This is a genomic window from Streptococcus sanguinis (genome assembly GCF_050234405.1).
Classification (GTDB): domain Bacteria; phylum Bacillota; class Bacilli; order Lactobacillales; family Streptococcaceae; genus Streptococcus; species Streptococcus sanguinis_W.
This window is the reverse complement of record NZ_CP092117.1, coordinates 487,006-512,897: the sequence shown is the minus strand read 5'-3', so window position 1 is coordinate 512,897 and position 25,892 is coordinate 487,006. Positions and strand designations below refer to the sequence as shown.

Genomic DNA, 25,892 nt, shown 5'->3' with positions numbered 1-25,892 from the left:
CTATTATAGAACTTTAAAAAAGGAGTGCAAGTAAAAAGGCTAGACAAAAGAGTCCTAGCCTTTTTCTAAATCAGATTTTAGGATGCCATAGACGGAAAAATCTTTGACTTCTCCTTTATGAAATACAGCCTGACGGAAAGTACCTTCGTAGCTCATTCCAGCCTTAGCCATAACACGCCCCGAAGCTGGATTGGCTGTTACAAATCTTGCTGTGACACGATTGAATCCTGCGTCTTGCAAGAGGTAGTTCAAAACAGCTTCCAAAGCTTCTGTCATCAGCCCCTGCCCCCAATAGTCTTTACTTAAAATATAACCGACCTCGCAAGAATTAACTGCCTCATCCATGTCCACCACACTGATGTCCCCGATTACAGAATCAGGATTTTCTTTCAGACAGATACCCCACTTGTAAAAATCCATGTTTTGATAATTCTCAACCCAGCGAGCAATGGACTGTTTGGTGACTTCAGGACTCTCGTGAGCATCCCAGGTCACATGCAGTAAATTATCCGGACGAGAAGCCCAGTTGTCGTACATAGCTTGAGCATCCGATTCCAGAAAAGGTCTTAGTAAAAGACATTTGGTTTCAATGGACTGTGTACCTATCTTTTTCATAGCTTCCTCATTTCTTGGCTCGGACTAAAAAGGTTCGATAGAGATTTTCACTTCCAAAATTCATCAAAAACTGTAATCGGCAAATGCCGTTTGTGCTGGCCTTTATGCCACCATGATTCGATAGTTTCTTTGGCTTGGGTTGAAACGGACTTGCCTTCGAGATAATCATCAATTTCATTATAGGTCACGCCCAGAGCGACTTCATCCGCAATCCCAGGTTTTTCCTCTTCCAAGTCAGCTGTAGGCACCTTTTCATAGAGGGCCGGATCAGCTCCTAAAGCGGCCAAAAGCTGCTTGCCTTGACGTTTATTGAGACGGTAAAGTGGTAAGATATCTGCTCCGCCATCCCCAAACTTGGTGAAAAAGGCCGTGACATTTTCTGCCGCATGATCCGTCCCAATGACAGCCCCACTGTATGAACCAGCCAAAGCATACTGGGCAATCATACGGCTACGAGCCTTGATATTGCCCTTGTTAAAATCAGAGACTTTGGCACCCGTTGCCTCCACAGCCTTTGTCATGGCATCAGCAGATTCCTTGATATTGACTGTCAGACTGACATCAGGCTGGATAAAAGCCAGAGCCTTTTGCGCATCATCTTCATCTGCCTGAACACCGTAAGGCAGGCGGACAGCGATAAAACGATAGCCATTATCGCCTGTCTCAGCCCGCATTTCCTCTACAGCCAGCTGAGCCAAGCGGCCAGCCAAGGTTGAGTCCTGACCACCAGAAATTCCCAAAACATAACTTTTCAAAAAAGGGTGCTTTTTCAGATAGGCCTTGAGAAAATCCACCGACTTGCGGATTTCTTCCTCCGGATCAATGATTGGTTTAACGCCCAGTTGAGCGATGATTTCTTCTTGTAGACTCATTTTTCTGCTCCTGTCTGGTAGGCTTTCTTGCGCATCTGGTCAATCAAATCCATCTTATCCTGCCAGATATCTCGAGCCAGGTCAACTGGATAATCCTGTGGATTGAGAACTCGTTTGTACTCGTCCCAAAGTTTATCAAATTCCTTACGGGCATAGGCTTGAATCTCGGTCAGGCTCGGCTGAGAATAGACCAAATTTCCTTCTTGGAAAATATCCACCAAAAGCGGTACGGCATCAAAATTTTTGACCCTTTTATTGATGTAGGTATAGGTAGGATGGAACATTTCCAGCTCTTCCAAGCTATTGACATCAATGCCATCATAGGTAATGTAGTCTCCCTCAGACTTCTCTTTTTCGCGGCTGGTAATACGCCAAACCTGCTTCTTGCCTGGGGTCGAAACCTTTTCAGCATTATTGGACAGCTTGATGGTATTGCGCAATTCTCCAGTCTCATCTTCAATAGCAACAATCTTATAAACTGCTCCTAAAGCCGGCTGGTCGTAGGCCGTAATGAGCTTGGTTCCCACACCCCAGACATCTATCTTGGCCTTTTGCATTTTCAAGTTGAGAATGGTATTTTCATCCAGATCATTGGACGCATAAATCTTAGCATCAGGGAAGCCAGCTTCATCTAATTGCTGCCGAACCTTCTTAGAAATATAGGCAAGGTCTCCCGAATCAATGCGGACTCCCAGAAACTTAATCTTGTCTCCTAGCTCACGCGCCACCCGAATGGCTGCCGGAACACCTAGGCGCAATGTATCGTAGGTATCTACTAGGAAAACACAGTTATGATGAGTCTCAGCGTAAGCTTTAAAGGCTTCATAATCATTTCCATAGACTTGAACGAGAGCATGGGCATGCGTTCCCAAGACTGGAATATCAAAGAGCTTGCCAGCCCGGACATTGCTGGTGCCATTAGCTCCGCCAATCACCGCAGCCCTGGTCCCCCAAATAGCAGCATCCATTTCCTGAGCCCGGCGCGTACCGAACTCCATCAGGGGTTCATCTTCGATGACAGAGCGGATACGCGCTGCTTTGGTAGCAATCAGGGTCTGAAAATTAACGATATTGAGCAGGGCAGTCTCAACCAGCTGACACTGAGCTAGAGGACCTTCCACCTGCACGATTGGCTCATTGGCAAAAACCAAATCACCTTCCTGAACAGACCTTACTGTCAGGCTCATCTTGAGATTTCGCAAATAATCCAAAAACTCTCCATGATAGCCCAAGGATTGCAAATAATCTAAATCGCTCTGGCTGAACGTCAGATTATTGAGATAGGAAATAATTCTTTCTAAGCCCGCAAAAACTGCGTAGCCGTTATTAAAAGGATTTTTACGGAAAAAAACTTCAAAAACTGCACGCTTGTTGTGAATATTTTGCTTGAAATAAACCTGCATCATGTTGATTTGGTACAAATCAGTGTGCAGAGTTAAACTATCATCTGGGTACATCTTCTTGCTCCTTTATGCTAGATACCTTATATTATATCATAATTCCAAAAAAGCTAAGCAAATCCTGTCAACTCACTTGAATAGACACACTTGCTTAGCTTATATTTTTATGCTTGCTCTGTAAGGTATTTGTAGGCTTCCTGACTGGCAATAGCACCATCGCCAACAGCCGTCGTAATCTGGCGCAGGTCTTTCTGGCGAACATCACCAACAGCGTAAATACCGGCTACTGACGTCTTCATCTGATGATCCGTCAGAATCCAGCCAGCCTCATCAGTGATACCCAAGTCCGCAGCAAATTCACTAACTGGATCCAGGCCAACATAGATAAAGATACCACCAAAATCTGCTTGGCTAGTTTCACCTGTCTTGACATTCTTGAAAGTTACACCAGTCACCTTACGTTCATCACCATGGATACTTTCCACTACAGAATCCCAGACAAAGCGAATCTTTTCGTTGGCAAAGGCGCGATCCTGCAGCACTTTTTGTGCACGCAGCTCATCGCGACGGTGAACAATGGTCACACTTTTTGCAAAGCGCGTCAGGAAAATAGCTTCCTCTACCGCTGAGTCGCCTCCACCGACAACCAGCAGGTCTTCATCGCGGAAGAAGGCACCATCACAGACCGCACAGTAGGAAACCCCGCGGCTGTTGTAGTCTTCCTCACCAGGAACCCCCAGATGACGATGATTGGCACCAGAAGCAATGATGACTGTTTTAGTTTCAAAACGCTCATCTTCTGTGATGATTTCCTTAAAATCGCCTCGGTCTTCAATTTTTTCTACTAGGCCAAATAAATGTTCAACACCCAGGTTCTCCAGAGGTTCAAACATTTTCTCTGCTAGCTCAGGACCGCTGATATTGGCATAGCCTGGATAGTTTTCAATGTCAGCAGTATTATTCATCTGACCACCAGGAATACCACGCTCCAGCAGGGCAACTTTTAGGTTGCTGCGGGCTGCATAGAGGGCAGCTGTCATGCCGGCAGGTCCAGCTCCAATAATAATTGTATCGTACATAACTCTTCTTTCTCCTTGTTGTAACTAGAATTATTCTAACAACTTTTCTACAGTTTTACAAGCATTTAAGCTTTTAGGACAATGAGCAGGCCCAACGTCGCAAAAGACAGGACTGGAATCGTCATAATGACAATCAGAAGGACATCATACAGATGGCTCTGGCGCTCCTTGGCCGTCTTGTCCTTGCGGCGAATCATCCGCAGTCCAATCCATAAACCCGCAATAATCCCTACACCGACTGCAGTATAAATCAAGCTCTCGATATAAAGTGCAAATATTTGATCTAACATGTCAACTCCTCAAAAGTCAATCAGCCTCATAGTGCAAAGAATGGGAACAATTCCAAATCTTGCCTTCTGCATAAAACACCCACTAGACAAGAAAGCCTGCTCCATAGTATGCTAAGACTGAAAACAAACTCAGCTGGTCTAGCCAACTGAGCCTTCACTGTCTCTATTATATCAAATATAGGTCCGTTTGTAACTAGCAAAAAATTCCTTGGTTCTTTCTTCCTTTGGATGATGAATAATTTCATCTGGTGTCCCAGACTCTATGATTTTCCCCTTGTCCAAAAAGAGTACTCTATCCGCAACCTGAGCGACAAAGGACATATCATGACTGACCAGAATCATGGTTTGGCCAGACTTGGCTGCATCAGCGATTGATTTCTCTACTTCTCCGACCAACTCGGGATCCAAGGCTGAGGTCGGCTCGTCTAGCAAAAGAACATCTGGATTCATAGCCAAAGCCCTTGCCAAGGCTACCCGCTGCTTCTGACCGCCTGACAAATGTCTAGGATAGTGATTTTCTCGGTCTGACAAGCCAACTTTTGCTAATTCTTCCTTGGCTATCTTAGTCGCTTCTTGGTCTGACAGTTTCTTAACTACCAGCAGACCTTCCTTAACATTTTCCAGAGCTGTCCGGCGGGAAAAGAGATTAAACTGCTGAAAAACCATGGCTAGCTTGCGGCGCAGCAGCAAGATCTCATCCTTGGAAATCCTTGAAAAATCCACTTTGAAACCGTCGATAGTGATTTTTCCGCTGTCTGGCTGTTCCAGATAGTTAAGGCTACGGAGAAAGGTTGATTTCCCAGCACCTGAAGAGCCAATCAAAGCCACTACTTCGCCTTTTTGAATGTCCAAACTGAGATCATCCAGAACCTTTTGACCTGAAAAAGTCTTACTTAAATGTGAAATATTAATCATCAGATTCCTTCTCCTTCTGCTTGCTGAAGCGATTCAAATTTATCCGGCTGCTTGATATCCATCATCTTTTCGATCCAGCGGCCAAGTTGCTCAATGAGAATATTGACTGCCCAATAAATCAGCGACACCGAGATAAAACGCTCAAAGTAACGGTAGTCTGCCCCCGCGATAGCCTGTGCCTTGGCAAAAATTTCCACTACACCAGCGCTAAAGGCCAGAGAAGTTCCCTTAGTCAAGCCGATCAGGGAATTAATCAGACTAGGTGTCGCGACTACTGCTGCATTGGGGATAATGACACGCATATAAACCTGCTTGTTGGTCATCCCTAAACTGCGAGCAGCTTCAATTTCTCCCGAATCCACGGACAAGATTGCTGCCCGAATGGTCTCACTGGCATAAGCTGCTTCGTTGAAAGCGAAGGCAACAATCGCAAAGACAGACGCTGGAATCTCGTTGATATTAAAGCTTGTGCCATACTTCTGATTGATAGCCTTCAGCAATAAAGGAATCCCAAAATAGGTCAGCATGAGCTGGACCAGCAGCGGTGTTCCTCTCAGAAAGCTGACAAAGAAAGCCTGAATCGGATACAGGACTTTAACCCGATTAATCTTGACGATAGCAAAAACCATGGCAAGCAGAATACCAAAGACTGCACCACCCGCTGTCAAAAGAAGGGTGATTGGCAAATTTTGCAAAATGCCGGGAATAGCCTCAAAAACAGCCCTTAAACTAAATAATTTACCATCTGGAATGAACTTGAGGAACTCCTCATACCAACCAGTTGTCAGAAGATAAGTTGTAACCACCATTATTACTTCCTTTTCTTGATAATGAAATATTTTAACATAATTCTGGAACAAAACAAAGAATTTGCTTCGCTTTTACTGTCTTTTAGCAGTCAAAACGTGAGTAGCTAGTGCAAATCTCGTGTTCCTAAATATCAAATAAGCCACACTAAGCCCAATATAAAAATAGACTAGTTTCACTAGTCTATCATATCTATCTCATAAAGACTAATATATTTTTCTTATCACAGCGATAAGAAAAGTATATCACTAAAAGGTTTGGCGCTTAGCCTTACGCTCTGCCCGGCCACGTGCACGATTCTCTGCTCGCTTGGTCTTGCGGCGCTTTTCGTTAACAGCCCACTGAATTTTTTTCTTGTAGCCTGGCTTGATTTTTTTCTTTTTCTTCTTGACCAGCCCTAGCATTTCCGTATCCAGCTTCTCCCGGCTCTTTTCCCGATTAGCCCGACGGTCTCGGTCGTAAGTATCCTGGAACTCGTCATCTTTTATCATCTTGGGAATGAACTTAATCCCCATCTTTTCTAACTCCCGAATATCTGAGTCATCACTCGGCTGGTAGAGAGTAATGGCTGTACCAGGAAGACCATTACGGCCGGTTCGGCCTACCCGATGGACAAAGAAAGACAAGTCCTGAGGAATGGCATCATTGATAACATGGCTGACACCTTCGATATCAATCCCCCGCGCTGCCAAGTCAGTAGCGACAATATACTCAAAATCCAGATTCTTGACCTGATTCATGATGCGCTTGCGCTCCCGCGGAGCAATATCTCCATGAATTTTAGCAACTTTGAGTCCCTGAGCTGTCAGATAGCTGTGTAGCTCATCTGCCCTCGTCTTGGTATTGACGAAAATCATGGCCAGATAAGGCTGCAGAAGCTGACTGATTTGATAAATCTGAGCATTCTTGTTTCGTCCCTTGGTTGATAGGAGCCAGTTTTCAATGGTGTCGGCAATGACCGTCTTGGTCTTAATCTGCTCAATCACTGGATTAGACAGGTATTTTTTCAAAAAAGGCTGGAGCTTCTGCGGAATGGTCGCTGAAAAAACGAGAAACTGCAGGTCTTTTGGCAGCCGGCCTGCAATCTTATCAACCGTCGCCAAAAAGCCCATGTCCAGTGTCATATCTGCCTCGTCAACGACAAAGGTCTTGGCCTTGTGAATAGCCAAATCGCCAGACTCTACCAGGTCATAAATCCGCCCAGGGGTTCCGATGACGATATGAGGCTGACTAGACTCTAACTTCCCAATCTGACGAGCCTTGTCAGTCCCACCGACATAGTTAGCCACCCGAATCTCTTTTTCAGAAAAACTAGCCAACTGACGAGCAGCCTGATAAATCTGTGCTGCCAGCTCCCGACTTGGGGCTGTAATGACAGCCTGCACACTGTCTGCCTCCTCATCCAGCATTTGAAAGATCGGCAGCAAAAACGTGTGGGTCTTACCAGATCCTGTCTTGGACTCGCCGACCAAATCACGGCCTGACAATACCACCGGAATCAGCTTCTCTTGGACTGGAGTCGCTTCAACGAAGTTCAGATCCCTGAGCGCTTCCTGAATATAATCTTTAAACTTAAATTCTGTAAATTTCATCTTGTCCTCTATTCTATTATCTTAACTATTATACCAAAAAATTGACCATCCTGCTTATCCTCAAATCTAAGAAGCAAAAAAGCGAGCCAGAGACTCGCTTCTTGCTATAGATATAGGATAGCCAGGGTCAAAAGACTGCCCACGATACCGATTCCCCAGAAGAAGAAATCGACCTTCCATTCGCTCCACTCCTTGCCGTGGCCAGTTAGGCCGCCCAGCTCAAAGTGGTGATGAACCGGAGTCATCCGGAAGATCCGCTTGCCACCGGTCAATTTAAAGTAAGTTACCTGCATCATGACTGAGGTCGTTTCAAATACATAGACGATACCAATCAAGAGCAAAGTCCACTCTTGGTGAAGGGAAATGGAGATAGCAGCCAGCATACCGCCCAAAGCCAGGCTTCCCACATCTCCCATGAAGATTTTAGCGGGCTTGTGGTTGAAGACAAAGAAGCCTAGCAAGCCACCAATCATACTGATGATGACAATCAAAATATCAAAACGCTTCTGCTCAACAGCAATCACAGCATAGGCCACCAAGCTAATGACCACAGAAATGCTGGCCAAACCATCAATTCCATCCGTCAGATTGACAGCATTGGAGAAGCCAATCAGCCAAAAAAGGACGAAAAAGACATAGAGGAAGCCTATCTGGACAGGAATGGTGAAGATATTCAGTTGATCACCTGCACCGTGCTGATTGTAAAAGAAGTAAAAGACAACTCCGCCGACCAGCTGCAGAAACAGTTTCTGCTTTGGATTTAGACCCTCGTTAATCTTACGAAACACCTTGAGAAAGTCGTCCAAAAAGCCGACAACGCCATACAGGACCAAGATAAAAAGAATCATGATGAGGCCGTTTGACAGCTGATGCGAAAACAGACCGATAACAAAGCTGGCCAAAACAGATGTCAAAAGAAAGACAGTACCACCCATAGTTGGCGTTCCGGCCTTGGCCTGATGCTGCTTGACATCTTCGTGCATCTGTTGGCCTGTGATACGAGCCTTATGGTAAAAACGAATAAAGGCAGGAATGCCGATGATAGTTAGGATAAAAGTTACGATTCCTGCAATAAGAGCAATAAGCATATTAGTCTCCCATTGTAATTGTTATTTTCTTGAGATTTTTCAGCGAAGTATTGGTCTTCTCGCTCTGCTTGACGACCTTGGAGCCCTCTCCTTTGAAAGTGACTTCAATGCCCTGCCACTTGGCAAAACGTTCAACATTGGCCTTGGTCCAGCCGTACATATCAGGCAGACTTTCTAAATCATCTGACAAGATCAAAATCTGCTGATTGGCCTTGAGATTTTTGCCCTCTTTGACAGATACTTTTTTAATCTTGCCACCTGTTCCCAGTACAATTGGTTGGACGAGGTTGCGGCGCAATTCATCTGCCAGACCGCCAGGACTGACTTGATGTTTCAGACCTAGTTGCTTGGTCAGTTCTTCCAGTGATGGCATTTTATAACTGGTTTCTTCAGTGACTGTTTCAAGAGCCGGAGTCGTTTCCGTTGTCAGATTAAGGCTGTCTTTGAGAGCGACTGCTTCTTCCAAGACCGGATTGACCACTTCCTGCCAGAATATAGGCTGGAATTTTTCCTCGGGCTGCTGAACTGTCACATACATGATAAATTCCGGATTTTCTGCCGGTGTCATGGCAACAACTGAATAGATATAGTCATTCTCACCCTCTAGATAACCATTTTCAGAAGCGATCTGAGCGGTCCCTGACTTGACAGCGACATTCTGACCGGCCACTTGAATGACGGGGTCTCCACCGACATTCAGGGTTCCTTTGTAGGGGTCTGTTCCGACCCGAACCATATAATCCCGAGTGGTTTGAGCTGCTTTTTCTGAGACAGGATTTCCGATAATTTCTGTCGCTGTCTTACGAGCTGTATTGTTTTTTGGATCATGGATGGCATTGATAAACTTAGGCTCTACCATGACGCCGTCATTGGCAACGGACGAGAAGGCACGCAACATCTGCACCTGGGTCACACCAATCCCTTGACCAAAGGAGCTCATGGCAATCGTAACATAGTTATCACCTGGCAGGGAGCCATAGGTTTCATTGCCCATCCCAAATCGGGTCGGCAGACCAAACTTAAACTTACTCAAGTAGTCCAGCCACTTGTCATTGCCCATCTTCTGCTCCAGAATGGTCATACCGACGTTACTGGAATAGGTAAATCCTTGGGCAAAGGTCAGGGTTTCCCCTTCTGAAATCCCCATGTTGACGTTCCAGTCCCGAATGGTCGCATCCATGACCTTGTATTCTCTACTGTCATAGGTATCATTAGGATTAAAGCTACCATTATCAATAGCTGAAGCTAGGGTCATGACCTTCATGGTAGATCCAGGCTCGTACTGGCCTTGATAGAGCATGGTGTTCCAGTTGCCCAGATTTTTCTCATTCAAGCCTTCCTTGGTATCTGCATTATAGGTCGGCCGTTGAGAAGTGGCTAGGATTTCCCCGGTCTTGGCACTGACCAAGGTTGCATTGACAAACTTACCTTTGACTTTTTCCTGAAAGGCGTTCATCCGGGTTTCTAGGTAGGTTTGCAAATCAGCCGACAGCGTTGTATAGACGTCCTTGCCGTCCTCTGCCTGTACAGAGACCTTTTCTGACCCAGGCACAACATTACCATTCCGGTCTTTTTCGTAGGTCACAATCCCATTCTGACCAGCAAGAATCCTATCCAGAGCCTGCTCCATGCCAGAAGTCCCTTTCAGCGTCTTATTGCCTTCCTTATCCTCCTGCAGCTGGGCAAGACCGATAAACTGGGAGGCAAAGACACCGTTGCTATAACTGCGGTTAGGACTGGTAGTAAAGTCAATCCCTTCAATACCAGCAGCTTCAAAGGCTTCCCGCATGGCATTCATATTACTGTAGGTAATGCCATTGCCCTGTGCCCCGAAGGAAACCTGCTTGAGATTTTTCTGCGACAGCTGGGTTTTGACGTAGTCCTTATCCAGTTCTAGGTATTGATTGAAAATCTCTGCCACCTTATCGTACTGGGATTCTTCCACATAAAGAATCTTGCCGGTAGCTGACTTGTAACTCTTGTCAATAATGGCATAAACATTATAAGTCGTGGCATCCTCTGCAATGGGAACTCCATTTCGGTCATAGATTGTTCCCCGTCGGGCAGCGACTGTGACCGTCTTTTGATGGACTACCTCTGCACCCTTTGATAGATTAACACCGAACTTCTGGTCTGTCCCAATAATAATGGCAAAATTAATCAAGAAAACGAAAAAGAGAAAGATAGCTAAGATACTCATGCTCTTTCCCACTTGCCGCCGATTGTATTCAGGGGTTTGCCTATTTTTCAGGGCGTATTTTTTAATTCTTTCAAAAATTCTATTCTTCATCCGTTGAACTCACTGTTTTACGATTTCCCTTCTGGAGTTTCATATCCTGAGAGCTGGCTAACTGAGACAGCCTTTCATAGCGAGTCAGTTCATTGACTTCCTGCTTGATGTCGGCCAGTTCTGTCTGCTCCGCTTCAATCTGGGTATTGACTTCCGTCAAATCCCGGTCCACCTGCAATAGCTTGGTCTGCATAAAGACGATGCTGACCGCTAAAATAATGGCAGTCAAAACGATAGAGCCGTAAAAGGCCTTCTCAACTCGGGAAAATTTTCTCATCTGATCTTGAAGCGGGTTTGGTCTTTTTTCTGACATTTCTTCCTCACTTGTGTATCTTACGGGCCACGCGCAGCTTGGCGGAATGAGCCCGGTTATTGCTTTCTAATTCTTCTTTGCTTGGTAAAATTGGTTTGCGGCTGACCAGCTCCAGCTTAGGCTGCAGTTCATCAGGGATAAAGGGCAGACCCTTGGGAACATCCACTGTCGACGCCTCCTTGAAAAGCTGCTTGGTCAGACGGTCTTCCAGCGAATGAAAAGTAATGACCGCAATCCGGCCGTCTACCGCCAGCAGATCAATAGCCTGCTGAATAGACTCATCCGCCGCTCCCAGTTCATCATTGACCTCAATCCGAATAGCTTGAAAAATCTGCTTGGCCGGGTGGCCTTTCTTCTTCAGCTCCTTAGCTGGCTTGGCTGACTTGATAATTTCAGCCAGTTCTGTCGTTGTTTCAATAGGCTTGACACTTCTAGCCTGCTCAATCTTGCGAGCAATCTGCTTAGAAAACTTATCTTCGCCGTATTTAAAAAAGATTCGTACCAAATCCTGATAGCTATAATGATTGACAACCTCAAAAGCTGTCAAGGCTGCCTCGCGGTTCATGCGCATATCCAAAGGCGCATCCTGTTTATAGGAAAAACCACGCTCACGCTGATCCAGCTGAGGGCTGGAAACGCCTAAATCATAACAAATCCCATCAATTTCTTCCACACCGGCTTCTTGCAAACGGCTCTTGAGGTGGCGGAAATTGTCCTTGATAAAGGTCACCATCCCCCGCTCTACATAAGGAGCCAAACGCTTTTTAGCATTGTCAATAGCCGTCTGGTCCTGATCAAAGGCATAGAGATGCCCCTCATCTCCGAGCTGGCTCAAAAGATATTCGCTGTGACCAGCACCGCCAAGGGTCGCATCGATATAGATGCCGTCAGGCTTAACCGCCAACTGGTCAACCGTTTCATGAAGAAGAACCGTAATGTGATGAAATTCGTTTGTCATATCTTACTTATTATATCACATTCAAAAGCAAAAAAAAATTTAAAAGAAAAAGTAAGCGGATGAAATCCTTTTTTAAATTTTTTGTCAGATATACTTGACACTTTTTCTAAAAAGTATTATACTAGCATAAAATAAAAGTCAAATATAACTGACAAACTTACTGGAAGTTATCAGTTATAGAATTAGAAAGGAAGGGTGTAATGAATCGTGTCAAAGAATTTCGAAAAGAAAAAAAGATGTCTCAGCTAGAGTTGGCCAAGTCTATCGGGGTATCACGGCAAACTATCAATATGATTGAAAACAACAAATACAACCCCACCCTCGAGCTCTGTATCAATCTGGCTAGAGCGCTGGATACTGACCTCAACGCCCTCTTTTGGGAACCCCAGCTGACAGATGAAGATTCAGAGGACTAAGAATTCTTCCCTGCAGCAACATTCATACCTAAAGAAAGGACTCAAACATGAAAAAAGAAACATTCTCAGACAAGATGATCAAACGATTCTACGGCATTACCGGACCTTTGGACGAGCAAAAGCGCCAACAGGCTGAGCATCTAGGAAATATAGGCTTTATCTGGCTTTTCTTTATTCTGATTTTTGGCAATGCCATCGCCTTTCCCCTAGCCTTTCGCTGGCCCAAAATTATCGCTGTTGCCTATCCAATCCTGCTGGAAATCCTTATCCTCGGCTTCTGTGTCTATATAGTCATTCAAGCACGACGCAAAGGAATTGATAATCTAGAGCTAGGACTTCAGGATGCCAAGGAAGAAAGGGCCATGAAACATGCTGGTCTCAAAGCAGGTTTCTCCTATTGGCTGCTCTTTTACCCTCTCTTCAGCATCATGATAGCTGTCATGGAAAAGAAAGATATCCTACAAGTTTTGCTTCAACCTAAACTTATTGTAACTGGATTAGCCGCAGGCCTTGGATTTGGACTGATTATGCATTTCATTGCCAAAGGAAAGATTCGCCAAGCACAAAAAAAGGAGGAAGAAGATCTATGAGACTTAATCTCAAAGAAAAAATGGATCTAGGGATTCTGTCCCTCATTACTGCCATCGCTGCTTATTTCTTTTTCCGTATCACGGAGCCTTGGATTTTCTGGCTGGATGTAGCAATCATCGTTAGTTGCATCTATATAGCCCTCCGCATTTTGAAAAAACATAAACAAGAATAAAAGAATCCCTCGACAGGAACTTTCTAGCTTCCTAGCGAGGGATTCTTTTATATTACTTTAAGACTCTGGGTCATCCAGACTACGGCCGTGAAGGCCTTTCTCGCGCTGAACTTGACGCAATTTTTCAGGCGTTACATCATTGCCATCCTCATCAACAATCTTGATGCCTTCGATGTGATGGCGAACAGAACGACGATAGCCTTCGATGTAGTCTTCACGAAGCTTGGCTTGTTCCACTTTTTCCTCAGCAGTTAGACCTTCAGCTTTTTTCTTTTTAGCTAATTCATTGATACGTTCAATTTTTTTAGGATCCATGATTCCACCTCCCTTACCTTTTATTTGGTATTAATCTGATTAAACTTCGCCAACTGCCCCGCTTTAGACGTCAAAGAGGCCAGGAGAGCTAGACGATTGTTACGCACAGCCTCATCTTCTGCCATGACCATAGTATGGTCAAAGAAAGCGTCAATAACTGGACTGAGAGCAAAGAATTGGTCCAGATTGGCAGCTAAGTCAGATGTCAGCTCTACTTTTTCAATGGCAGCAGCCAAGTCTTTTTCCTCTTGATTTTCAAAGAGAGCTGGATTGACATCCGTTTGCCCTTGGGCTTTCTCAGCTAGATTAAAGACCCGAGACAGGCTTTCGACTGCTGACTTGAAGTTGTCTTCCTGAGCTTTTTCTGCTAGGAGCGCAGCTGTTTCTACCAAATCGCGTACGACAAAGTTAGTGCTTTGAAGAACAGCCGTCACGATGTCTTTCGGAATGCCGCGATCCATCATCTTCTCAACACGGGCACGGAAGAAGTCCAGCACAGCCTCTTGATTGTCATAACTTAGGCTATCAAATTTCAGTTCGTAAAGTCGACCAAGAAGCTGGGCCAAGTCAATGTTCCAGCCAAACTTGTCTAAGATACGCACGACGCCCTGAGTCGCACGGCGCAGTGCATACGGGTCATTAGATCCGCTCGGAATCAAGCCAACTGAGAAGAAAGAAAGAATGGTATCCAACTTATCGGCCAGCGCCAAAACTGCTCCGACCTTGGTGTCAGGCAATTCGCCATCGGCTGATGTCGGCATATAGTGCTCCCGAATGGCAGCTGCCACTGCAGCATTCTCACCAGCCAGAAGAGCATACTTTTCACCCATGATACCTTGCAACTCATCAAACTCACCAACCATGCCAGTCAGCAGGTCAAACTTATAAATAGCTGCTGCACGAGCCAAGTCAGCTGTCTCATCAGCATCCAATCCTGCTTCTTGCGCCAAGAGAGCAGCAATCTTGCCAGTCCGCTCCATGTGCTCTGCCAGAGAGCCAATCTTTTCATGGAAAGTCACATTGCTCAGCTTTTCAACCAAGTCGGCAATAGCTAGTTTTTGGTCTTCCCGCCAGAAGAATTCCCCATCTTCCAGACGAGCCACCAAGACTTTTTCATTTCCTTTGATGACATTTTCTAAGTGCTCTGCATTTCCGTTGCGGACAGAGATAAAGTGCGGCAAAAGCTTGCTTTCAGCATCGCGCACAACAAAGTAACGCTGGTGTTCTTTCATGGAAGTTACCAAGACTTCTTCTGGCACCTCTAAGTATTTAGCATCAAAATTACCCAAGAAAGCAGTTGGATACTCCACTAGATTCAACACTTCATTGAGCAAGTCTTCGTCGATCTCAATAGAAACTCCGTGCTCCGCTTCCAATGCTCGAATCTGCTCGACAATCATATCACCCCGTTCAAGAGGACTGGTAATGACAAACTGAGCCCGCAAGTCATCTTCATAGGAATCCGCTGAAGCAATCTCCGTTTCTTGCCCCAAGAAACGGTGTCCTCGGCTAGTACGGCCGCTCTTGATATCCAAGAAATCCAAATCAAAGGCCTGCTCATCTAGGAGCACAGTCAAGGTGTGAACTGGGCGGATGTATTCAAAGGTGTTGTTGGCCCAGTGCATGCTGACAGGGAAGGTCAGGGCTTGCAAAACTTCTGTCACTGCTGGGATGATTTCTTCTACAGGGCGGCCGATTTCTTCCTTAGTCACATAGACGTATTCTTCGCCCTTAATTTCACGGAAAGTAATATCCTCAACCGTCAAGCCCTTGCCACGGACAAAGCCTTCTGCAGCCTTGGTAAAGTTGCCATCAGCATCCAGAGCAATTTTCTTAGAAGGACCTTTGAAATCTTCGGTCAGATCAGACTGCTTGTCCGCCAAGCCAACCACGCGTACCGCCAAACGACGCGGTGTGGAGAACATTTCAATTTTCTCAAAGGTCAGACGATGGTCTGTCAGGAAGACTCCCATCTTGTCGCGCAGCTGCTTCATGCTCGGTGTCACGACATAGGCTGGCATTTCCTCCAAGCCTAATTCAACTAATAAATTCTTTACCATGATTATTCTCCCTCCTCTGCCAAGAGTTTCTCGCGAGTCTCTGCATCCAAAAGCGGATAGCCCAGACGCTTGCGCTCAGCCACAAAGGTCTTAGCCACGACACGCGCCAGATTACGAATACGGGCAATGTAACCAGCCCGTTCTGTCACAGATACGGCTCCACGCGCATCCAAGAGGTTAAAGGTATGCGAGCATTTGAGAACATAGTCATAGGCTGGGTGTACCAGATGCTCGTCCAGACAGCGCTTAGCCTCCGCCTCAAACTTCTCAAAATTCCCCAAGAGCAAGTCTTGATCGCTGACCTCAAAGCTGTACTTGGAATGCTCATACTCAGGATGAGTGAAAATTTCGCCGTACTTAACGCCATCAGCCCACTCAATGTCATAGACAGAGTCCACTTCTTGGATATAAGAAGCCAGACGCTCCAGACCATAAGTTACCTCAGCAGTCACCGGGTGAGTTGGCAGACCTCCAACCTGCTGGAAGTAAGTGAACTGAGTGATTTCCATACCATCCAGCCAGACTTCCCAGCCTAAACCAGCTGAGCCAGTTGACGGGTTTTCCCAGTTATCCTCGACAAAGCGAATATCGTGCTCCAGCGGATTGATGCCTAAGAGCTCTAAAGACTGCAAGTAAAGTTCTTGGATATTGCTTGGAGAGGGCTTCATAACCACCTGAAATTGGTGGTGCTGATAAAGACGGTTCGGATTTTCCCCATAACGACCATCTGCTGGCCGACGAGACGGCTCTACATAGGCCGCATTCCATGGCTCCGGTCCAATAGCCCGCAGGAAGGTATAGGGACTCATCGTTCCCGCCCCCTTCTCATTATCATAAGCCTGCATGAGCATACAGCCTTGGTCATTCCAGAACTGCTGTAAAGTCAAAATTATTTCCTGAAAGGTAAGTTTCTTAGACATTAGTTACTCCTTTAATTTTTTGAGATTTTTGCGAAGCGTTCAAAAGGGAACGATTATTTCCCTTTTGAAAAGCTAGTACATCGGCTAGACAAAGCGCCCATAGCGGTTGTCGTTAGTCAATTGAACCTTTAGGTTCGCAATTGACTTTGGCGAGGTGAAAGGTTAACTTCTTAGACATTAGTTACTCCTTTAGTTTGTTTATATTTCTTTGTCTATTATTTTCTGCTGTATGAACCAATCCAACAAGGGAAGTGTTTTATCTGTGTTTACCCACCGATGATAAGAATCAAAGACCGTTTGCACACTGCCTAGATTTTCTACTAACTTGTCAACTGTCAAAAAACTGCGCCAGTATTCGTAAAAAATACTAGCATAATTCCCTTGATAAGTCGAAGTGCCGAAATCATTCAATGAGTGCCAACCGTGCTTTTTCTGAAAGAGCTTTACGAGAGACTGATTACAAGCTTTTTCCACTCGAAATTCCTCATCTGTAAAGAAATACTTGCGGCTAATATACTCAACCATCCCTTCTTCAAACCAGATATAGGCACCGTATCCATCAAAGTCATCTAAAAAATGCTCCGACCAATGAGCTAACTCATGGCCGACAATCTGTAAGAGAGAATTTTCAGACAAAGACTGATAATGGCCTTCTATTGCTCGAGTTTGGTGAGAGGACTCGTAATTCTCCAACTGAAGAAGATATAAATCTTTCCAAACCGTCAATTCGGGAGTCATAACCATCCGCCTATCATTTGTATAAGCCGGTACAGGAATTTCCCGAATGATCTGCGTAGCAGAATCAAAATCGGACCAAATGATGGCTTGCGGCAAATCATAAACCGCAAACTCGTCTCTTAAAAAAGCCAGATAATCCTGCAACTTTGCGGCATTCTTTGCGACGAAATCTCGAAAAGCTGCTAATTGGTTCTCGCCTTTTACAAGATAAAGGTTCTCCACGAATCTCCTTTCTTTCGAACAATAGACTCAGTACGCAAAAGAACCACATCCGACACTCCTAGGCTATTTCACCTAGGGGCGTCAAGACGCGGTTCCACCCTAATTTATTACTTCATTACTTTAAAAATTATAACCGAAAGCGCCATCTGCACTGCTTCCCTATCCGGCTCACACTATCCCGAACTCGCTAAAAAGTAGACAATGAGAATTCTTTCTAAGAAAGATTATAGCAGAAAATAGACCTAATGTAAAATACTTATCGAAAAATCCCTCAAGTTTCAACTTAAGGGATTTTAACTAATCTAAACCAATTAGACTTGTTTAGGTTTTTTCGGTCTCACAACTCTTGGCTTTCTGCCATCAAGTTTTCTCTTGGCTGCTCTGAGATTGGCAATGGCTTCTTTGACATCTTCCTGGCTGGCACCTGGATTATCCAAAACTTCCTTAGCCTGTGCATAAGCTTCTAGATAAGCCGCCTTAACCGCGTCAGTCGCATAGATAAACTTATTGCTGATGGCTTGATAATGCACCTCATCATCAACTAGCTTCTTGAGATTGGTAAAGTTAGTCGCCTTACCATCCAGCTTCTTCTCTGCTGTAGTCAGCTGAGCTAGGGCTGTATCGATTTGCTCCTGGGTCACCTTGTCCTGCACCAAGAGCAGAGCAACTGCTTGGAATGCCTTGTCATAAGCACGGCGAGTCCTATCCTTAGCATTGGCATAAGCCCCTGTCTTAGTAGTAGCTGCATAAGCCTCTACTGCCGCTTTAACCGCAGCAATATCAGAGTCCTTGCCGTCTAGATCAGCAGATGCTGTTTCTAGTTTTGCTCTTACGGCATCGACTTGCGTTTGGGTCAGTTTGCTTGTCAAAGCTTCCTTGGCTGCTTGATATGCTTGGTCGTAGGCTGTGCGCTTCGCTGCAGAAGCATTGTAATATTGAGCAGTGCCGACTAGACTAGACTGCTGATTAACAGCTGCCAGCAAGCCTGACTTGACGATAACTCCCAGCTTCAGCAGGTTATTCTTACCTTCTTTGACCTCGACAGTCGGCTCATTTTCCCAGAGCTCATAGCCAGTCGGCAGGTTAACAAAGACTGAGTAGAATCCAGCTGCTACGGATCTTCCAAAGGCATGCTTGCCAAACAGTTCTGCTGGAAGCGTATAGGCATCGCCATTATTATTCTTGAGAACCACTTGGGTATTCTTCGGAACAGCTTGATCAAAGGCAACGCTGACCGGTGCAAAGACCAGCTTCTTGACTAGAAACTCAATCGTCTTAAAGCTATCTTGGGCTGTCAGCTCAAACTCCTGAGTCAGATCGCTGTAGAAACGAAGCCCATCCTTATCATAAGTAAAGATCTCTGCTGTATAGCGGCCAAATGGCAGAGCGTTGATTTGCTTGCCCTTGTCCAGTTCGACATACTTGCCCTTGCTGTCCTTGATTCGATAGACAAAGGTCGACGATACATCTTGATGCGTATTAGCATCTACCAGAGCGACACGGATACGACCATCATTTTCAGCACTGACCAGCTCTGACAGAGCTATGGCATCACGGTTGCCCGCATAGTCCTCTACCACATAGAAAATCTTGGACTTGTCCACTCCTTTTGGCAAGGTATAGCTACCATCTGCATTGGCTGAGATGTAAACTCGACGCTCGTAATCACGCTCAATGCCAAAATCATCCACGGCCTTATAGGTCTCTTTCCCTTTTTCATCTGCCAGCAGATAGAAGACCTGTTCTCTCAAAATACCGCCGTTTCCAACATCTTTTGGCTTGCGAGCCGTAAAGGTTTCCGCACCATCCTTGGTACTGATATAGCCTGAACTAATCAAAGGTTTCTGCGTATCGATCTGCAGCTTAAAGCTAATCTGCTGCTCTTTAGCACCTGGTACATCTGGAGTATAGCGAACCACATAGGTATAGAGGCCATCTTCCAACTTCTCACCCTTGCTATCACGACCATCCCAGTATGTATCTTCTAGTAGGTAGGACTTAGGATTGTCTGACTGACCACTATAATAGTTCTTGCGGCCTTCTCTAACCGTGCTGCTCTGCCAGATTGGGAAGCGATAGTCCGTATCATCTGCCGTATAGACACTAGCTGTCAGATTATTGATATTGCGATAGAGAACTGTCCGATACTGGATGCTGTCCTGATTGCCATCACCATTAGGTGAGAAGGCCAAACGAATCTTGCCATCTGCTCCCAGCTGCAGCACATGCTTACCATCCGCATTTTCTGCAGTTCCCAGTACAATTGAGCTGCGAGCAGCTGTTCGACCGATAGAGTAGAGTGTATCATTTGACTCTGTCACAAGGGAAGAGACATTGTCATCAGACAGGATACTCTTGTCTTTTGGCACTGGGTAATAGAAGCCTGACTTGCCTTCTTGGACCAGATCATAGATTGGTCTTTCTACAGCTGGCAGATCTTGGAATTGCCCACGGAAGCCCATAAATGGCAAACTAACCACATCGCCATCATCCGCTGGATCCACAAACCGGACAAAGCCTTCTAAGAAATAGCCGTTTGGCATCTGCTTGATTAACTCTTCCGCAAACTTAGCAGTATTTACCTTGACCGTCACTTTCTGGCTGCTGTGAGCCTTGACAGTAACTTCTGGCCAGACCGTTTCAGTTAGTTTGCGAGGTGTTAGAGTAAAGTAGCCATCCTTGACCGCATCCGTGTTGGTATTGACAATCATCTTCAGCGTCCGGTCCTTATCCGTGATATTATGAACCGTAACATCAAAGGTGAAGCTGTCTTGAACATTGCCCAAGGAAACGCTAGGATATTGATTATCCCCTGTCACATAGAGGCCGGTAGAAATAGCCGCTGCCGTATCCACAATACCAGCACCCTGCTGACGTGGAGAGGTGTAGACACCAGTTTCCTTGTTGACGTGCAGCTTGGCTGTTGACATGATGAGGGCTTTGACTAAGTCTGCATTCTGGGCAGGTGTTAAGTCTGGATAGTGCTGAAGGAGATATTCCTTGACCAGAGCCGCCACACCAGCCACATGAGGCGTAGCCATACTGGTTCCCTTCATAGAGCCATAGGTATTGTCATTAAGCGAAGAGTAAATATCGCCACCTGGTGCTGTCACATCTGGCTTGAGCAAGCCATCTGTCGTGACACCCCAACTGGAGAAATCAGACAGACTACCTGCTCCTGGATGCGGCCGATTGACCTTAAGACCATTAAAGACCACCTTGTAATTACCAGCTGCCAAAGCCTCTCCATATTCCTTACTGATAAAGGCTGACGGAACCTTTTTAGATTCATTGTCTAGGCTCATCGTTAAGTTAGCTCCGTCGACATTATTGTAGATCAGAGCACCAACAGCACCATGGCTGATAGCATTTCTAACCTTTTCAGCAAAGGTAAAGGAACCACGCTGGATAAGAGCCAGCTTCCCTGTCAAATCCTTACCAGCAAAGTCCTCTTCACGGCCAAGACCAACATGGACATATTCATATTCCTTGCCCTTTTCAAAGGTTGCATTTGTCTCGCCCATGGAGTAGCTGAAATGACCGTTCAAAAGCTTATCGTTCTTTTCCAGACCACGAACTTCCATGACTTCCTCTGTCAGAACAGTGTTATTGACAGAAGCGACTGAGATAGAGCTTTCTGCTGTTGAAGGATTGCCAACTAGACCATAGTCTGGATTTTCAACCAGCGGTTTAGAGTATTCACTTCCGAAGGTGTTATCATTACCCGCCGCAATGATCACACTCACCCCCTTGGCCCGAGCGCGCTCAATAGCGGCCTGCAGACTAGGGCTGACGTCAACCGTTGAACCTGTTGCTGAGCCCAGACTCATATTGATGGTATCAGCCCCTAAAGCCACCGCATCATCAATGGCTTTGATATAGATAGCATCGCTAGTTGTGCGTTGACGGTCAGAGAAGACCCGCATAAACATAACCTGTGCTTCTGGCGCAACACCATAGACATACTCATCATTAGGAGCTTTCTTGTTGGGATTTCCCGCTGTAATCCCTGTGACGTGCATACCATGTGAGTAACTGTTCTTTTCCTTTACATTGTCATCACCGTCGATATAGTTATAGGCATAGACAACCTTGTTGTTGTACCACTTCCCGTAGTCAATGCCGGCCTTTTTCTTGGCTTCTTCCAGAGCTGCCTCTGTCTGATACTTGGCCTTTGACGGATCAGAAATCTTCAGAACCTCGTGATGGACATCCAAACCTGAGTCGATAATGGCTACCACACGGCCTTGACCTTTATAGCCTTGAGACCAGGTTTGAGGAACCTTGATAATCTCATTGGTACTGATGCTGCTTGGCTTAGCATCTCGAGAAGTTGGTGACTCTGCTACTGCATCAGGATTAGCAGCAGGCTTTTCTGAGTTTGCGGCTGACGGAGACTCTGCTGTCGGACTAGCTGGAGCTGTTGGCTTGGTCTGTGTGGCAGATGGCTGAGTTACCTTCTCAGCACTTGAAGAAGCCTCTTCTGATGAAGAAGTCGCTCCTTTTTCTACAGGAGCTGCAGCTGCTTCCTTAGCCTCTGCCGTAGAAGGCTGACTAACCTGATCTGTACTTGAAGCAGCCGATTCAGAAGAAGCTGGTGCTTTCTCCACAGTAGCTGAACTTGCCGGCTGACTCTCAGGTGTAGCTGCTTGAGAAGCAGGCTCAGTTGCTGATACCACAGCGGCAGTCGGCAGGCCTTGCCCTGACGAACTAGCTGTCGCCTGCTCATCCGCCCGAGCCTGTCCAGCACCAAAAACCAGAGCAGTTCCCAGCAGAACAGAAGCCAAACCGAACTTGTATTTACGGAGTGAAAAACGTTGTCTTTGCATAGAAGTCTCCTTACTTTATTTATAAACCATATTATAATAAAAATTTTCTGACAATTCATACACTCCTAACAAATGTAACAAAAACGTAATAATGACGAACGTTATAGTCAAGAAAAGCTATATGATAAAGTTTCAATCATCTATTTATTTGAAATACAGAACAAATACATCTTAAAATCCGGAAATAAGAAAAACCCTCGATTCATTTATGACCGAGAGATTTATTTTATATTGTAAATAGTCCCTAAAACTCATTGAAGCTAAACCGACCAATGACTAGTAATTTTAGGGCTTGTTAACCCTGAAATGTTATTCACTATCACTACGATAAATTTCCATTTTCTTATGGAAGTACTGTTCCATCATTCCATAAGCAGTATAGGTAATCGCGTTGGCACCAGCTGCAATAGTGTCTAAGATATTTTCTTCTGTTTTACCACCAGAAGCAATAATAGGAACATCAGGGTACTGTTCTCTTACCCATTTTACTAATTCAACCGTATCTTTACCTCCGCTGACATTGAAAATATTCACACCAGCTTCAAGGTAAGGTCCCAGCGGTCGAGACTTATCAATCACTGTATAAATCAGAGGGATATCAACATAGGTTCGAACAGCTTTTGTTGTTTCAATATCAACTGGTCCATTGAGTACAATTCCGCCAGCATTGTTTTCTTCTGCGTGAGAGGCTAGTCGAGCTGAACGGTCACCACTGGTCAAACCACCTCCAACACCAACTAAAATCGGAGCCTTCGCAACTAGTGAAACTGCATTTAAAATCTGGGTATTTGGTGTAAAGGGATACACACATAGAATAGCATCTGCATTCGTATTGGCAATAAGAGAGACATCCAGGGAATAGACAATTGATTTAATACGTTTTCCATAGATTATGATCCCTGACGCCTCCTTGATACAAGATGGCATTGCAATAATAGAATCACGCAAGGGGCTGGTTACAACTGGAATTTTTTTATTACTTGTCATTATTTTTTTACACTAATCCTTTATTTAATAATAATCTAACACTCAAATTTAAAGCTGAATTTATTAAAATTCAGCATTAAACAATTCTTTTAATTTATATATAACATCATCATTTGATGCATCAATAGAAACAGATTCATTAATTTTAGACAGCTTGGTCAATTCTTTCAAATCTGCATTGTAACCAATGGTATTAACCGTAATACCTAAAGCTTTAATAATTGGCTCAACTCGTTCAAATTCATAGCCGCCATTAGTCTGACCGTCAGACAGGACAAAGATGACAGGTCTAGCACCTGGATTTTCTTTCATTTTATCCAAAATCATCTTAACCGCTACAAGCGTTCCATCATAAGTAGCTGTTCCACCAGATGGCGTCAATCCTTTAATAGCAGATGTGAAGTAAGATTTTTGCGTGCTATTCATGGTATCAATCGGAACATTAATAGTAACATCATCACTATATGAAACTAGACCTATTTGATTTTCTTCATTGATATATTGCAGGGAATTTAGCAATGACTTCTTCAAATTGTTCATCGGCTCACCGTCCATAGAGCCAGATACATCTGTTACAAAGACACCGACAATAGGTTGGCTATTATTTTTATTCTTTTTCCAAAGGTTCTGCATAGACATAAGCAGATTTCCATCAGTCGTTTGTTCTTCAAAACTATAATCATCCAGTTTATTAAAACCATATGATGTCGCTTTTGATTGATTATTTCCTTCAAGAACATAGCTAGAGAATTTCTTCAATACTTCTTGTTTAGTAGCATCATTTGTTGTTGCATAAAGCGGTGAATCCTGACGAATACCAAAAGGAACATATTCATAATCACTGAATTCCGGAGTATTGATATAAGTTTGATATGAAATAGACAGAATATCAGCGCTACCGTTTTTAGCTGCTTCACGCAACTGAGTTGTCGTTACAAATGTAGATGGAATGTTATTTTGAAATTGTTGGAACTCTGTTTTAGCTTTGTCACTAATTGGATTTTCTTTATCAAAGGTAAACAGTAATTGCGATAACAAACTCAAACCTGTTGATGAAGTGTAAGGATTTGTATAGCCTAACAATTTTCCATCTTTCACAGCTTTAGCTAAGTTTTCAACAGTCACATCACCATAGGCTTTCTTAATCTCATCATAGACATTTTTTTTCATTAAGAGTCCACTGGTGTTACCGAATAACCGTTCTGAAATCTGAGTGGTAGCTGTTCCACGTGCGTTTAGGATATAATTCCATTGTTGATTTGATGGAGTATAGCCATCTGGCACATGATTTTTACTTGCGATATAATCGACTGATGTTCCTGAAGGGATAGAGCGAATCGATACGCTGACTGTTTTCCCGTCAATCGTTTGGTGCTGATTATTAAAGCTTTCAGCAATTTCATTCAAAATACCGTCTTTACCGCTGCCTGCTTTTTCGGAACTAACAAAGATTTCAGCATTGATTTCTCCACTGCCTTTCACAGTATAAGGATAAGTCGCATCAATATCTGGCAATTCTTCATTTTCCTGCAAGGAAGTATTTGAAATATCTTTTTTCAACTCTGCAATCTTGGGGTCAATTTTCTTATAGTAAGCTTCGACTTCCGTTTTAGCATCTTTTTCTGATAGTTTGGAATTGATAGGTCCATCACCAGAACAAGCAGTTAAAAATAAACTAGCACCAAGCGCAAGAAACAGAGAGGTTTTTTTAAGTTTCATAAATAAACTCCTTCTAAATAAGTTTAATAAGCTCTTTAAGTGATTCTGTCAAGTTTTTCAGATCAATTTCACTTGTTGATGTTTTCACATCAATATAGTTAATCGCTTCAACAATTAAACTATCTGCATCATCAAGCAACTTATTATTATGAATTAATTTAGCTTCAATATTTTCAGCATCTTTCGCAATAATTAATCGACGATAAATGCTTTTGGCATCTTGTAGAATACGAACGCGAATAGAAATTAATTCCTTAGCAATATTTTGAATAATCGGTTGGTCGTTATTCTCAACAATCTCAGCGAAATCATCAGATAATGCTTTGGCATCAAGTAGTTGTTTTAAAATACGTTTTGCATAGTCAATGTATTCAGGATTTTCTATTGTTTCTTGAATATCCGTTAATTTTTCAATCATTGACGCTTCATCGTACAATGGATCTTTTCGTTGTTCTTCTTCAAAAGCAACGAGTTGCAATTCTTTGTTTTTGCTTGCAACATAACTCTTGATCACAAAGCCTGCATACAAAATGGTCAGCCCCAAGGCGATGTATGCACCAACATTTATCATTTTAAAAGTTCCAATACCTGAATCAACAATAATATCATCCTTATTAAATATTACTAATTTAAACAGAATGATGGTTAATAAGGTTAATACGCCAGTTACTAAACCATGCTTTATAATAAATTTATTTATCATA

General features: G+C 44.2%; 23 protein-coding genes. 3 read left to right on the top strand and 20 right to left on the bottom strand.

Features of this window, described 5'->3' with window-relative positions; all coding sequences use genetic code 11:
• Positions 1–54 precede the first annotated feature (54 nt).
• The 12 genes from MFP28_RS02580 to rsmH form a co-directional block, all read right to left on the bottom strand.
• A complete protein-coding gene (locus MFP28_RS02580; RefSeq protein ID WP_002908153.1) occupies positions 55–615 on the bottom strand; it encodes a GNAT family N-acetyltransferase in 561 nt (186 codons plus the stop codon).
• Between the two features lie 47 nt (positions 616–662).
• Positions 663–1,487 carry an ammonia-dependent NAD(+) synthetase gene (nadE, locus tag MFP28_RS02575; protein ID WP_002908152.1) on the bottom strand — a complete coding sequence of 275 codons (825 nt, stop codon included), beginning with the start codon at positions 1,485–1,487 and terminating at the stop codon, positions 663–665.
• A complete protein-coding gene (locus tag MFP28_RS02570; RefSeq protein WP_002908151.1) occupies positions 1,484–2,944 on the bottom strand; it encodes a nicotinate phosphoribosyltransferase in 1,461 nt (486 codons plus the stop codon). The genes nadE and MFP28_RS02570 overlap by 4 nt, the downstream gene beginning before the upstream one ends.
• 107 nt (positions 2,945–3,051) lie before the next feature.
• On the bottom strand, positions 3,052–3,966 hold the full coding sequence (gene trxB, locus MFP28_RS02565; RefSeq protein WP_002908150.1) for a thioredoxin-disulfide reductase: 915 nt from the start codon (positions 3,964–3,966) through the stop codon (positions 3,052–3,054).
• A gap of 65 nt (positions 3,967–4,031) precedes the next feature.
• Positions 4,032–4,256, bottom strand: a complete 225-nt coding sequence (locus MFP28_RS02560; protein ID WP_002896945.1) for a DUF4059 family protein — start codon at positions 4,254–4,256, stop codon at positions 4,032–4,034.
• Positions 4,257–4,427: 171 nt separating this feature from the next.
• The gene (locus tag MFP28_RS02555; protein WP_002893523.1) at positions 4,428–5,171 is read right to left on the bottom strand and encodes an amino acid ABC transporter ATP-binding protein; all 744 of its coding nucleotides are present in this window, start codon (positions 5,169–5,171) and stop codon (positions 4,428–4,430) included.
• A complete protein-coding gene (locus MFP28_RS02550) occupies positions 5,171–5,980 on the bottom strand; it encodes an amino acid ABC transporter permease (protein WP_002923363.1) in 810 nt (269 codons plus the stop codon). Before MFP28_RS02550 ends, MFP28_RS02555 begins: the two co-directional genes overlap by 1 nt.
• 246 nt (positions 5,981–6,226) lie before the next feature.
• Complete coding sequence (locus MFP28_RS02545) at positions 6,227–7,570, bottom strand: DEAD/DEAH box helicase (RefSeq protein ID WP_002908148.1); 1,344 nt, start codon at positions 7,568–7,570, stop codon at positions 6,227–6,229.
• Between the two features lie 104 nt (positions 7,571–7,674).
• Entirely contained in the window at positions 7,675–8,658 is a 984-nt protein-coding gene (gene mraY / locus MFP28_RS02540) for a phospho-N-acetylmuramoyl-pentapeptide-transferase (RefSeq protein ID WP_002908147.1), read from the bottom strand.
• Position 8,659: 1 nt separating this feature from the next.
• Positions 8,660–10,948: a penicillin-binding protein PBP2X gene (gene pbp2X / locus MFP28_RS02535; RefSeq protein WP_002908146.1), complete on the bottom strand. Its 2,289-nt coding sequence runs from the start codon at positions 10,946–10,948 to the stop codon at positions 8,660–8,662.
• Positions 10,938–11,261 (bottom strand): cell division protein FtsL, encoded by a 324-nt coding sequence (gene ftsL, locus MFP28_RS02530; RefSeq protein ID WP_002893529.1) that lies wholly within the window; start codon positions 11,259–11,261, stop codon positions 10,938–10,940. Before ftsL ends, pbp2X begins: the two co-directional genes overlap by 11 nt.
• Before the next feature lie 7 nt (positions 11,262–11,268).
• Complete coding sequence (gene rsmH, locus MFP28_RS02525; RefSeq protein WP_002901313.1) at positions 11,269–12,219, bottom strand: 16S rRNA (cytosine(1402)-N(4))-methyltransferase RsmH; 951 nt, start codon at positions 12,217–12,219, stop codon at positions 11,269–11,271.
• Between the two features lie 200 nt (positions 12,220–12,419).
• Here rsmH and MFP28_RS02520 point away from each other — a divergent pair, with 200 nt between their 5' ends.
• The 3 genes from MFP28_RS02520 to MFP28_RS02510 are packed head-to-tail and all read left to right on the top strand — an operon-like array spanning position 12,420 to position 13,398.
• Positions 12,420–12,635: a helix-turn-helix transcriptional regulator gene (locus tag MFP28_RS02520; protein ID WP_002896937.1), complete on the top strand. Its 216-nt coding sequence runs from the start codon at positions 12,420–12,422 to the stop codon at positions 12,633–12,635.
• A 47-nt stretch (positions 12,636–12,682) separates the two neighbouring features.
• Complete coding sequence (locus MFP28_RS02515) at positions 12,683–13,225, top strand: DUF3278 domain-containing protein (protein ID WP_002908144.1); 543 nt, start codon at positions 12,683–12,685, stop codon at positions 13,223–13,225.
• Positions 13,222–13,398, top strand: a complete 177-nt coding sequence (locus MFP28_RS02510) for a hypothetical protein (protein ID WP_002896934.1) — start codon at positions 13,222–13,224, stop codon at positions 13,396–13,398. Before MFP28_RS02515 ends, MFP28_RS02510 begins: the two co-directional genes overlap by 4 nt.
• Before the next feature lie 57 nt (positions 13,399–13,455).
• On the opposite strand, the gene MFP28_RS02505 is transcribed toward MFP28_RS02510, so the two are convergent.
• The 8 genes from MFP28_RS02505 to MFP28_RS02470 form a co-directional block, all read right to left on the bottom strand.
• Entirely contained in the window at positions 13,456–13,713 is a 258-nt protein-coding gene (locus tag MFP28_RS02505) for a DUF896 family protein (RefSeq protein ID WP_002908143.1), read from the bottom strand.
• A gap of 20 nt (positions 13,714–13,733) precedes the next feature.
• Positions 13,734–15,773, bottom strand: coding sequence for a glycine--tRNA ligase subunit beta (gene glyS, locus MFP28_RS02500; RefSeq protein WP_002908142.1), 2,040 nt, complete (start codon positions 15,771–15,773; stop codon positions 13,734–13,736).
• Between the two features lie 2 nt (positions 15,774–15,775).
• Positions 15,776–16,693 (bottom strand): glycine--tRNA ligase subunit alpha, encoded by a 918-nt coding sequence (gene glyQ, locus MFP28_RS02495; RefSeq protein WP_002908141.1) that lies wholly within the window; start codon positions 16,691–16,693, stop codon positions 15,776–15,778.
• Between the two features lie 198 nt (positions 16,694–16,891).
• Entirely contained in the window at positions 16,892–17,653 is a 762-nt protein-coding gene (locus MFP28_RS02490) for a hypothetical protein (RefSeq protein WP_002908140.1), read from the bottom strand.
• 311 nt (positions 17,654–17,964) lie between these two features.
• Positions 17,965–22,482 (bottom strand): S8 family serine peptidase, encoded by a 4,518-nt coding sequence (locus tag MFP28_RS02485; RefSeq protein WP_002908139.1) that lies wholly within the window; start codon positions 22,480–22,482, stop codon positions 17,965–17,967.
• A gap of 309 nt (positions 22,483–22,791) precedes the next feature.
• Positions 22,792–23,469: a hydrolase gene (locus MFP28_RS02480; RefSeq protein WP_002908138.1), complete on the bottom strand. Its 678-nt coding sequence runs from the start codon at positions 23,467–23,469 to the stop codon at positions 22,792–22,794.
• A gap of 63 nt (positions 23,470–23,532) precedes the next feature.
• Complete coding sequence (locus MFP28_RS02475) at positions 23,533–25,188, bottom strand: vWA domain-containing protein (RefSeq protein ID WP_002908137.1); 1,656 nt, start codon at positions 25,186–25,188, stop codon at positions 23,533–23,535.
• A gap of 13 nt (positions 25,189–25,201) precedes the next feature.
• The gene (locus tag MFP28_RS02470) at positions 25,202–25,891 is read right to left on the bottom strand and encodes a hypothetical protein (RefSeq protein WP_002908135.1); all 690 of its coding nucleotides are present in this window, start codon (positions 25,889–25,891) and stop codon (positions 25,202–25,204) included.
• Position 25,892: the final 1 nt, after the last annotated feature.

Bases quoted from the DNA above. Each gene is read 5' to 3' on its own strand.
- MFP28_RS02475 (WP_002908137.1), bottom strand. From the start codon at position 25,188: ATGAAACTTAAAAAAACCTCTCTGTTTCTTGCGCTTGGTGCTAGTTTA.
- MFP28_RS02470 (WP_002908135.1), bottom strand. From the start codon at position 25,891: ATGATAAATAAATTTATTATAAAGCATGGTTTAGTAACTGGCGTATTA.
- trxB (WP_002908150.1), bottom strand. From the start codon at position 3,966: ATGTACGATACAATTATTATTGGAGCTGGACCTGCCGGCATGACAGCT.
- nadE (WP_002908152.1), bottom strand. From the start codon at position 1,487: ATGAGTCTACAAGAAGAAATCATCGCTCAACTGGGCGTTAAACCAATC.
- MFP28_RS02515 (WP_002908144.1), top strand. From the start codon at position 12,683: ATGAAAAAAGAAACATTCTCAGACAAGATGATCAAACGATTCTACGGC.
- MFP28_RS02480 (WP_002908138.1), bottom strand. From the start codon at position 23,469: ATGACAAGTAATAAAAAAATTCCAGTTGTAACCAGCCCCTTGCGTGAT.
- MFP28_RS02555 (WP_002893523.1), bottom strand. From the start codon at position 5,171: ATGATTAATATTTCACATTTAAGTAAGACTTTTTCAGGTCAAAAGGTT.
- glyQ (WP_002908141.1), bottom strand. From the start codon at position 16,693: ATGTCTAAGAAACTTACCTTTCAGGAAATAATTTTGACTTTACAGCAG.
- MFP28_RS02520 (WP_002896937.1), top strand. From the start codon at position 12,420: ATGAATCGTGTCAAAGAATTTCGAAAAGAAAAAAAGATGTCTCAGCTA.
- ftsL (WP_002893529.1), bottom strand. From the start codon at position 11,261: ATGTCAGAAAAAAGACCAAACCCGCTTCAAGATCAGATGAGAAAATTT.
- rsmH (WP_002901313.1), bottom strand. From the start codon at position 12,219: ATGACAAACGAATTTCATCACATTACGGTTCTTCTTCATGAAACGGTT.
- MFP28_RS02550 (WP_002923363.1), bottom strand. From the start codon at position 5,980: ATGGTGGTTACAACTTATCTTCTGACAACTGGTTGGTATGAGGAGTTC.
- MFP28_RS02510 (WP_002896934.1), top strand. From the start codon at position 13,222: ATGAGACTTAATCTCAAAGAAAAAATGGATCTAGGGATTCTGTCCCTC.
- MFP28_RS02505 (WP_002908143.1), bottom strand. From the start codon at position 13,713: ATGGATCCTAAAAAAATTGAACGTATCAATGAATTAGCTAAAAAGAAA.
- MFP28_RS02560 (WP_002896945.1), bottom strand. From the start codon at position 4,256: ATGTTAGATCAAATATTTGCACTTTATATCGAGAGCTTGATTTATACT.
- MFP28_RS02580 (WP_002908153.1), bottom strand. From the start codon at position 615: ATGAAAAAGATAGGTACACAGTCCATTGAAACCAAATGTCTTTTACTA.
- glyS (WP_002908142.1), bottom strand. From the start codon at position 15,773: ATGGTAAAGAATTTATTAGTTGAATTAGGCTTGGAGGAAATGCCAGCC.
- pbp2X (WP_002908146.1), bottom strand. From the start codon at position 10,948: ATGAAGAATAGAATTTTTGAAAGAATTAAAAAATACGCCCTGAAAAAT.
- MFP28_RS02545 (WP_002908148.1), bottom strand. From the start codon at position 7,570: ATGAAATTTACAGAATTTAAGTTTAAAGATTATATTCAGGAAGCGCTC.
- MFP28_RS02485 (WP_002908139.1), bottom strand. From the start codon at position 22,482: ATGCAAAGACAACGTTTTTCACTCCGTAAATACAAGTTCGGTTTGGCT.
- mraY (WP_002908147.1), bottom strand. From the start codon at position 8,658: ATGCTTATTGCTCTTATTGCAGGAATCGTAACTTTTATCCTAACTATC.
- MFP28_RS02570 (WP_002908151.1), bottom strand. From the start codon at position 2,944: ATGTACCCAGATGATAGTTTAACTCTGCACACTGATTTGTACCAAATC.